At 61.4% G+C, this 8450-nt stretch carries 9 protein-coding genes; 1 reads left to right on the top strand and 8 read right to left on the bottom strand.

Features of this window, described 5'->3' with window-relative positions:
* On the top strand, nt 1–674 hold a 674-nt coding region (locus tag ACK5L9_RS10890; RefSeq protein ID WP_416911488.1), incomplete at its 5' end, for an ROK family protein.
* A gap of 14 nt (nt 675–688) precedes the next feature.
* Here ACK5L9_RS10890 and ACK5L9_RS10885 read toward each other — a convergent pair.
* The 8 genes from ACK5L9_RS10885 to ACK5L9_RS10850 form a co-directional block, all read right to left on the bottom strand.
* Nucleotides 689–1630 carry a branched-chain amino acid ABC transporter permease gene (locus tag ACK5L9_RS10885; RefSeq protein ID WP_416911489.1) on the bottom strand — a complete coding sequence of 314 codons (942 nt, stop codon included), beginning with the start codon at nt 1628–1630 and terminating at the stop codon, nt 689–691.
* 43 nt (nt 1631–1673) lie between these two features.
* Nucleotides 1674–2561: a branched-chain amino acid ABC transporter permease gene (locus ACK5L9_RS10880; RefSeq protein WP_416911487.1), complete on the bottom strand. Its 888-nt coding sequence runs from the start codon at nt 2559–2561 to the stop codon at nt 1674–1676.
* A 1-nt stretch (nt 2562) separates the two neighbouring features.
* Nucleotides 2563–3267 carry an ABC transporter ATP-binding protein gene (locus ACK5L9_RS10875; protein ID WP_416911486.1) on the bottom strand — a complete coding sequence of 235 codons (705 nt, stop codon included), beginning with the start codon at nt 3265–3267 and terminating at the stop codon, nt 2563–2565.
* Nucleotides 3264–4034: an ABC transporter ATP-binding protein gene (locus tag ACK5L9_RS10870; protein WP_416911485.1), complete on the bottom strand. Its 771-nt coding sequence runs from the start codon at nt 4032–4034 to the stop codon at nt 3264–3266. The genes ACK5L9_RS10875 and ACK5L9_RS10870 overlap by 4 nt, the downstream gene beginning before the upstream one ends.
* Nucleotides 4035–4048: 14 nt before the next feature.
* On the bottom strand, nt 4049–5254 hold the full coding sequence (locus ACK5L9_RS10865; RefSeq protein WP_416911484.1) for an ABC transporter substrate-binding protein: 1206 nt from the start codon (nt 5252–5254) through the stop codon (nt 4049–4051).
* Between the two features lie 87 nt (nt 5255–5341).
* Entirely contained in the window at nt 5342–6877 is a 1536-nt protein-coding gene (locus ACK5L9_RS10860) for a CoA-acylating methylmalonate-semialdehyde dehydrogenase (RefSeq protein ID WP_416911483.1), read from the bottom strand.
* A 26-nt stretch (nt 6878–6903) separates the two neighbouring features.
* Nucleotides 6904–7821: a 3-hydroxyisobutyrate dehydrogenase gene (mmsB, locus tag ACK5L9_RS10855; RefSeq protein WP_416911482.1), complete on the bottom strand. Its 918-nt coding sequence runs from the start codon at nt 7819–7821 to the stop codon at nt 6904–6906.
* 144 nt (nt 7822–7965) lie between these two features.
* Nucleotides 7966–8450, bottom strand: a 485-nt coding sequence (locus ACK5L9_RS10850; protein WP_416911481.1) for a peroxidase-related enzyme, incomplete at its 5' end; no start/stop codon positions are given.

Raw genomic sequence — 8450 nt, 5'->3', positions numbered from 1 at the left:
TAAGCAACCTGCCCGTGACCGATGCGTTTGCCCATCTGCCCTGGCCCGTAACGCTTGTCCGCAATCTGGATGCCGAGCTGGCCGGTATCCGCATGGCGCAGGACTATCCCGCGCAGGAAAGCATCCTGCTGCTGCATTGGGGCCACGGGATCGGTGCCTCGCTTTACACGGATGGCGCGGTGATCAACCGCGAACGCGGGCGGTTCTGTGAGATCGGGCATTGGGGCCTGGGCAATTCAAAAGGTCGCCCCTGCACCTGTGGCAACCGGGATTGCCTTGAAACGGTGGCCGCGCTTTGGGCATTGGGGCCGCAATTGCGCGCGGCCTTCCCCGATCTGCCGCTGGATGAAAGCAGCCTCGCTCCGGAACTGGGTCGGATCGACCTGATGTCCGTCGGCGCCATGCAAGAGGCGTTGTCGCAGATGCTGCGTCTGACGGCGAACCTGTGCAGGCTGTTCTTTCCCGACCGCGTCATCCTGACCGGCCCTTTCGTCCAGAACCCCCTGATCTTTCGTCAGTTCGTTGACGCAATCTCCAGCGCCCCGCTGGTCAGGTCGCTGGATATCGTCCGCGTCTCGGTCAACGAAATCGGCCAGCGCGACGAAATCTTGGGCGCGCTGAGCCAGCCTTTCGCGGCGCTGCTTGAGGGCTTTCTTGGTGGAGGCAGCCAATAGCGGGCAATGGCCCGTCAGTCGTTCCTTGACATGGCCGGAGCGGCCCCTCGGGACATCAGCCCCCTTGCGAAACCGCTGGCCTGAATTTCGCCGACCACGCCGCGCCGGAACAAAAGCACACAGACCATGAAAACAACCCCCGTCACGATTGTCACCGGAAAATCCGATGTGGCCAGATAGTTTTGCAGGGTCACAATAATCCCCGCCCCGACCACCGGCCCCGCCATCGTTCCGATCCCTCCCAGCAAGGTCATCAGGATCACCTCGCCCGAAGTCTGCCAGGTCACATCGGTCAGCGTGGCGAACTGGAACACCAGTGCCTTGAGCCCACCCGCCAATCCGGCCAGCATCGCCGACATCACGAACGCCCCCAGCTTGTACCAGGCGACAGAATAACCCAACGAGGTTGCCCGTGTCTCGTTCTCGCGAATGGCTTTCAGGATCATGCCAAATGGCGAATGGACAAAACGCCAGATCAGCGCCACGCCCAGTAAAAACACCGCCAGCACGAAATAATACATAGTCAGCGAATTACCCAGATTCAGCACGCCGAACAGATATCCGCGCGGAACCGACTGGATGCCGTCCTCGCCATGGGTGAACCCGGCTTGCAGGCAAAAGAAATAGAACATCTGCGACAGCGCCAGCGTGATCATCGCGAAATAGATGCCCTGCCTGCGGATGGCAATCACGCCCATCAGCAGCCCCAGAACCCCTGCCCCCGCAACGCCGCACAGCAGGCCAAGTTCCGGCGACAGGCCCCAGACCTTAACCGTATGGGCCGTGAAATAGGCCGCGCCGCCAAAGAATGTCGCGTGGCCAAAACTCAGCAATCCGGTATAGCCAAGCAGCAGGTTGAAGGCTGCGGCGAACAGCGCGAAACACAGCAGTTTCATGACGAACACCGGGTACAGCATGAACGGCGCGATCATCAACAACCCAAGCGCCGCCAGCATAACCAGAGCGGCCAGACCAGTGAGGGCAGGTTTGCGTGTCATGTCAGACATCCTTTCCGAACAGCCCCGCCGGACGCAGCAACAGGACGATGGCCATGATAACGAAGATCACGATATTCGACGCTTCCGGGTAAAAGACCTTGGCCAGCCCCTCCAGCACGCCCAGCATATAACCGGTGACGATGGCCCCCAGGATCGACCCCATGCCACCCGCGACGACCACTGCAAAGACGATGATGATCAGATTGGTCCCCATCAGCGGCGACACCTGATAGATCGGCGCTGCCAGCACCCCGGCAAAGGCGGCAAGCCCGGCCCCAAGCGCATAGGTCAAGGTCAGCAGCAACGGCACATTGATGCCAAAGACCTGCACCAGCACCGGGTTTTCGGTCGCCGCGCGCAGATAGCCGCCCAGCCGGGTCTTTTCGATCAGCAGCCAGACCGCAAGGCAGACCGCAAGTGAGGCGATGACCACCCAGCCGCGATAGACCGGCAGGAACATGAAGCCCAGATTGACGCCGCCCTGCAACATCTGTGGCGCCGCATAGGGCTGACCCGAAGCACCAAAGAAATAGCGGAACGTACCTTCGATGGTCAGCGCAAGACCAAAGGTGAACAGCAGGCCGTAAAGCGGGTCAAGATCGTACAGGCGCGACAGCATGGTCCGTTCGATCACAGCGCTGAACAGGCCGATGATCAGCGGTGCCAGCACAAGCGCCAGCCAGTAATTGACCCCGGCAGAGGTCATCAGCAGCAGCGCGGCAAAGGCTCCCAGCATGTATTGCGCGCCATGGGCAAAGTTGATCACGCGCAACAGGCCAAAGATCACCGCAAGACCAAGGCTCAGCAGCGCATAGAATGACCCGTTGATTAGCCCGATCAGCAATTGCCCCATCAGCGCCTGTATCGGAACTCCGAAGATCGTTACCATGTCACACCCCCAGCTCCTGATGCAGCATGTCCATGTTCCGCTGCAATTCACCGACCGGGAACGAGGCAGTGATGCGGCCATGATCCATCAGGTGAAACGCGTCCGCGATCCGCGAGGCAAAGCGGAAATTCTGTTCGACGATGACCACGGTCATGCCGCGTTCCTTCAGCCGGATCAACACATCTGCGATGGCATGGATGATCACCGGGGCAAGGCCCTCGGTCGGCTCGTCCAGAAACAGACAGCGAACACCGGTACGCAGGATTCGCGCCATGGCCAGCATCTGCTGTTCCCCGCCCGACAACTTCGTGCCCTGACTGCGGCGGCGTTCCAGCAGGTTGGGAAACAGGTCATAGATTTCCTCCAGCGACATGCCGCCCGCAGCAACGCGGGGCGGCAGCAGCAGGTTTTCCTCGACGGTCAAGCTGGCGAAGATGCCGCGTTCCTCCGGCACGAAGCCAAGTCCCGTCCAGGCGGTCCGGTGCAACGGCACCGCCATCAGATCGTGCCCGGCAAAACGGATGGTTCCGCGGCGCTTGCGCAGGATCCCGACGATGCTGCGCAGAGTCGTGGTCTTGCCCATGCCGTTTCGGCCAAGGATGCAGATCGTCTGGCCCTCATCGACCCGCAGATCCACCCCGTGCAGGATGTGGCTTTCGCCATACCATGCCTCTAACCCGGCGACTTCCAGTAACGGTGCGCTCATTCTTCATCACCCATATAGGCACTGCGGACCAGCGGATCGGCCGAGACAGTCGCGTAATCGCCTTCTGCGATGATCTCGCCACGCTGAAGAACCGTGACATGCTGACAGATATCCGCCACCACCGACAGATTGTGCTCGACCATCAGCACCGCGCGGTCGCGCGCAACATCGCGGATGATACCGGCAACCATGCTGACATCCTCTTGCCCCATGCCGGCCATCGGTTCGTCCAGCAGCAGAACGCGGGGGTCCAGTGCCAGTGTTGTCGCGATTTCCAGCACCCGCTTGCGGCCATAGGACAGATCTGCGGCCAGCGTGTCGCGATAGACGCCCAGGCCCAGCTTTTCGATCAACTCCATGGCGCGCCGGTTCAACCCGTCCAGCGCCGAAACCGGCCGCCAGAACTGCGTCGCCAGCCGGTTGGGGCGCTGCAACGCGACCCTGACGTTCTCCAGCACAGTCAGATGCGGAAACACCGCCGAGATCTGGAACGACCGCACCAGCCCCTTGCGCGCGACCTTGTCGGGCGTGGTCCCGGTGATGTCCTCGTCCAGCAGCGTGATCCGCCCGCGTGTCGGTTGCAGGAACTTGGTCAGCAGGTTGAAAACCGTCGTCTTGCCCGCCCCGTTCGGTCCGATCAGGGCGTGGATATGGGCGTGCCGGATGTCAAGATCGACATCGTTGACCGCTGTGAACCCGGCAAAATCCTTGCCAAGACCCCGCGCGGTCAAGACGATCCGGGGCGCCGGTAAAGCGTCCGTGGTCATCTGGCCCCCCTCCGTCACTGCTTGACGAAGGGGCAGGCGCTTTGCTCCAGCGGGGCGGCGGTCTGTTCGGCCGGGATCGTTGAAAGAATTTCAAGATAATCCCATTCGCCGGTGCTTTCCGCCGGGGTCTTGACCTTGACCAGATACATATCGGTGATCATCCGGCCATCGGGGCGGATCGACCCGTTCTGCGTAAAGTCGTCACTGACCGGCATTTCGCGCATCTTGGCGACAACCGCCTGTGTTTCATCGGTTCCGGCGGCTTCGACCGACTTCAGGTAATGCAGCACCGCCGAATAGGTCGCCGCGTGGATCATGCCCGGCATGGTCCCGGTCTTTTCAAGGAATTTTTCGGCAAAGGCCCGGCTGCGGTCGTCCCGATCCCAGTAGTAAGAGGTAGCAAAGGTCAAACCTTGCGCATTTTGCAGGCCCAGCGCGGTGATGTCGGACATCACGACGACCATCCCGGCCAAGGCCTGCCCGCTGGCGGTAATGCCGAAATCGGCGGCCTGCTTGATCGAGTTCACGGTATCGGCGCCGCCATTGGCCAGCGCAATCAGTTGCGCCCCGGATGCCTGCGCCTGCAGCAGGAAGGACGAAAAATCCATCGTGGACAACGGATGCTTGACCGAGCCCAGAACCTGCCCGCCGTTTTCGTTAACCACGCGGGTCAAATCGGCCTCCATCTGATGACCGAAGGCATAGTCCGAGGTCAGGATAAACCAGCTCTTGTAGCCTTGATCCAGCAGCGCAAGCGCGGACGAGACCGATTGCGAATAGGTGTCCCAGCCCCAGTGAAACCCGGTGGGCGAGCATTCCTTATTGGTCAGCGCGGTCGAGCCCGGTCCGGTCATCAGGGTAATCTTCGACATGTCCCGCGCCATGCCGTTGATGGCGATGGCAACGGCGGAACTGGTCAGGTCGGTGATCGCATCGACCTGTTCCGCCTCATACCATTTGCGCGCGATGGCCGAGGCGATGTCGGTCTTGTTCTGATGGTCCGCCGAGACCAACTCGACCTTCATTCCTTTGGATTCCGGATCAAATTCCGCAATCGCGATTTCGGTGGCGGCGACGGATCCCTTGCCGCCAAAATCGGAATAGGTGCCCGACTGGTCGTTCAGAACGCCGATCTTGACGATCCCGTCTGACAGGTCGACAGCCTGCGCGGCTGACACGGACGCTGCAAACGCGGCGGTCGCTAATGTGAATTTCTTCATTTCATTTCCCCTCCCATGGTTCCGGCCACCCTCTCTCCTCCTGCGGATGGCATTTCAGGTTGCGGGCAGTCCGCCCGCCCCCCACTTTTAGTCGTTGCCCGGAAAATCGAGCGACATCTTTCCTCCGCCCTGTTCGCTGCCGTCAAGCGCGGGCCACCGTTGCGACACAGTCTTGTACTTGGTGTAGAACCGGGCGGCATCCGGGCCGAACATATGTCCATCTCCGAATTTCGACCGCCGCAGCCCGCCGAAATTGTGATGCCCGGCAGGCACTGGCACCGGCACGTTGACGCCCAGCATCCCGGCCTCGGCCTCGGCGCAGAATTTGGCCGCCACGCCGCCCGAACGGGTGAAGATCACCGCGCCATTGCCGTATTCGTGCGCGTTGACCACGTCGATCGCCTCCTGCAGGCCTGCCACCCGCATGATGCCACGCACCGGGCCGAAAATCTCTTCCTTCCACAGTTGCATGTCCGGGGTAACGCGGTCCACCAGCGACGGGCCGGTAAAGAACCCCGCCTCAAGGCCATCCGGCGCAAAGCCGCGCCCGTCGATCACCAGATCGCCGCCCTCGTCCACGGCGCGCTGTACCGCGCTTTCGACCGCATCGCGTGACTGACCGGTCACGACCGGGCCAAAATCAGCCTCGGGGTCGTCATAGGGGCCGACCTTCAGGTCGCCGATCAGCTCGATCACCCTTGCGCGCAGCCTGTCGGCGGTTGCTTCGCCCACGCAGACCAGCAGCGACACCGCCATGCAGCGTTGCGAGGACGAACCATAGCCCGCGCTGACAAACGCGGCGGCAGCCGCCTCCAGATCGGCATCCGGCATCACAACCATGTGGTTCTTGCCGCCGGTAAAGGCCGCCACGCGCTTGTTGTTCTCGCAGCCCTTTTGATAGATGTATTCGCCCACCCGTGTCGATCCGACAAAGCTGACCGCCTGAATGCCCGGATGGGTCAGGATCGCATCGACCGCGACCCGGTCACCATTGACCACGTTCCAGACCCCTGCGGGCAACCCCGCCTCGGCCCAAAGCTCGCTAAGATATGCAGTCGCGCCGGGGACACGTTCCGAAGGTTTGACAATGACCGCATTGCCGGTGGCAATGGCCATGGACGCCTGCATCAGCGGCACCATTACCGGAAAGTTGAAGGGCGCGATACAGGCGACCACGCCAACCGGAAAGCGCAGCGAATAGGTGTCGATCCCGCCGCCGACATTGACCGAGTATTCGCCCTTCGTGACCTGTGCGGCATTGGTAGCAAATTCCACCGCCTCAAGCGCCCGCCCAATCTCGCCCTTGGCGTCCGACAGGGTCTTGCCGTTTTCCAGCCCGCACAGTTCCGCCAGACGGTCGGTGTCGCGGATCAGCAGTTCCCTCATCCGAAAGATCACCGCCAGACGCCGCGCCTGAGAGGTGGCCCCCCAGTCGCGCCCGGCCGCCTGCGCGACCTTGACCGCCTCGTCGATCAGCGCCTCGTCAGCATAAGCGCAGCGATAAATCTCGGTGCCCGTCGCGGGGTTGAAAACCGGCCCGTCCGGCCCATCGGAGCGGTCCAGAAACGCACCGCCGACATAGTGCCGAGAGCCATAGGAATGGGTACCAGTGTTTCCGTCCATCGCAAGTTCCTTTCCTGTCCAGAGTTTCAATAGCCCGAGCCGGGAATACCCGCCCGGAACAGATCCACGATCTTCGAGAAATCCTTGATGGCAGCCCCTTGTTCGGTCTGCTGTTTCATCATGTACAACGATTGCGCCACCGCCCCCATCGGCGCCGGATGCTGGCTGCCCTGCGCACTGTCCAGCGCCAGACCCAGATCCTTAAGCATAAGCTGAAGCTGAAAGCCGTTGTCATAATTCCGGCTGGCCGGGGCGGCGGGGGTGACGCCTGGATAGGGGTTCCAGTTCTCGATCAGGAACGACCCGCCGCTGCTTTTGCCGATGATCCGGGTCAGCACGTTCACATCCAACCCCAGCCTTTCGCCAAGTGACAACGCCTCGGCTGTTCCCGCCATGATCACCGCAGCCAGCATGTTGTTGCAAACCTTGGCCGATTGCCCGGCGCCTGCCGGGCCTGCATGAAAGGCCACCCGCGACATGTTGGCCAAAATCGGCTTTGCCCGCGCGAAATCGGCGTCGCCGCCACCAACCATGATCGCAAGGGTTGCATCTCGGGCACGTTCGACCCCTCCGGAGACCGGCGCGTCGATCATCCCCCGCCCCTGCGCCCCAGCCTCGGCGGCCAGCGCGCGCGCCGTGTCGGGCGCGATGGTCGAACAGTCGATGAACAGCGGGGCAAGGCCGCCTCCGCAGCGGGCGAACAGCCCGCCCTGTCCGCCAAGGACGTCGGAAACGACCTGCCCGTTCGGCAACATGGTCACGACGAATTCGGCGTCTTTCAGTACGTCATGCGGTTCCGTACAGGCCGTGGCCCCTGCTTCGACCGCCACCTTCAGATTGGCGCCAGTCACATCATGCACCCTGAGGCGGTGCCCCGCACGCAAGAGATTCTGCGCCATAGGCGCCCCCATGGTCCCAAGACCAACGAAGCCAATCGCAGCCATATTCTCCTCCCGACTTTGACCGGACCGCTCTCCGACGATCTGGCAGGACAAGAATAACCCTGAATCCGGGATGCCAATAAATTCCCAAAAGTTGCATATTGTCTTTGCAAAAATGATCAGCCCCGTTTTCCCGCCGGGTCGGACCTATCGCCCAAGCCCATAAAATTCGGGGTTCGGGCGTAGATTCATCACATTGGCCAGTCGGTTCGACATGCCAAAGAACGCGGAAATCGCGGCAATGTCCCATGCGTCCTCTTTGGTGAATTCATGCGCCTTCAATGTCTCAAGATCGTCGTCGCTGACCTCATGCGCGCGCTGTGAGACCTTGACCGCAAAGTCCAGCATCGCCTTTTGCCGGGCGGTGATCCCGGCCTTACGATAGTTGACAGCGACCTGATCGGCGATCAGCGGGTTTTTGGCGCGGATGCGCAAGATGGCTCCATGGGCGACGACGCAATACTGACATTGGTTCAGATTGCTTGTCGCCACGACGATCATTTCGCGTTCGGCCTTGGTCAGGTTGCCAGGCTTGTCCATCAATGCGTCGTGATAGGCGAAAAACGCCCGGAATTCGTCAGGGCGATGCGCAAGGGCCAAAAATACATTTGGAACGAAGCCCGATTTTTCCT

It is taken from the genome of Paracoccus sp. (in: a-proteobacteria) (assembly GCF_047973135.1).
In the GTDB taxonomy this organism is placed as follows: Bacteria; Pseudomonadota; Alphaproteobacteria; order Rhodobacterales; family Rhodobacteraceae; genus Paracoccus.
This window is presented reverse-complemented; position numbering and strand designations above follow the sequence as displayed.

Excerpts from the sequence above, each read along its gene's own strand:
- ACK5L9_RS10880 (WP_416911487.1), bottom strand. The coding sequence starts at position 2,561 with ATGGTAACGATCTTCGGAGTTCCGATACAGGCGCTGATGGGGCAATTG.
- ACK5L9_RS10860 (WP_416911483.1), bottom strand. The coding sequence starts at position 6,877 with ATGGACGGAAACACTGGTACCCATTCCTATGGCTCTCGGCACTATGTC.
- ACK5L9_RS10875 (WP_416911486.1), bottom strand. The coding sequence starts at position 3,267 with ATGAGCGCACCGTTACTGGAAGTCGCCGGGTTAGAGGCATGGTATGGC.
- ACK5L9_RS10865 (WP_416911484.1), bottom strand. The coding sequence starts at position 5,254 with ATGAAGAAATTCACATTAGCGACCGCCGCGTTTGCAGCGTCCGTGTCA.
- ACK5L9_RS10885 (WP_416911489.1), bottom strand. The coding sequence starts at position 1,630 with ATGCTGGCGGCGCTTGGGTTGTTGATGATCGCGCCGTTCATGCTGTAC.
- ACK5L9_RS10870 (WP_416911485.1), bottom strand. The coding sequence starts at position 4,034 with ATGACCACGGACGCTTTACCGGCGCCCCGGATCGTCTTGACCGCGCGG.
- mmsB (WP_416911482.1), bottom strand. The coding sequence starts at position 7,821 with ATGGCTGCGATTGGCTTCGTTGGTCTTGGGACCATGGGGGCGCCTATG.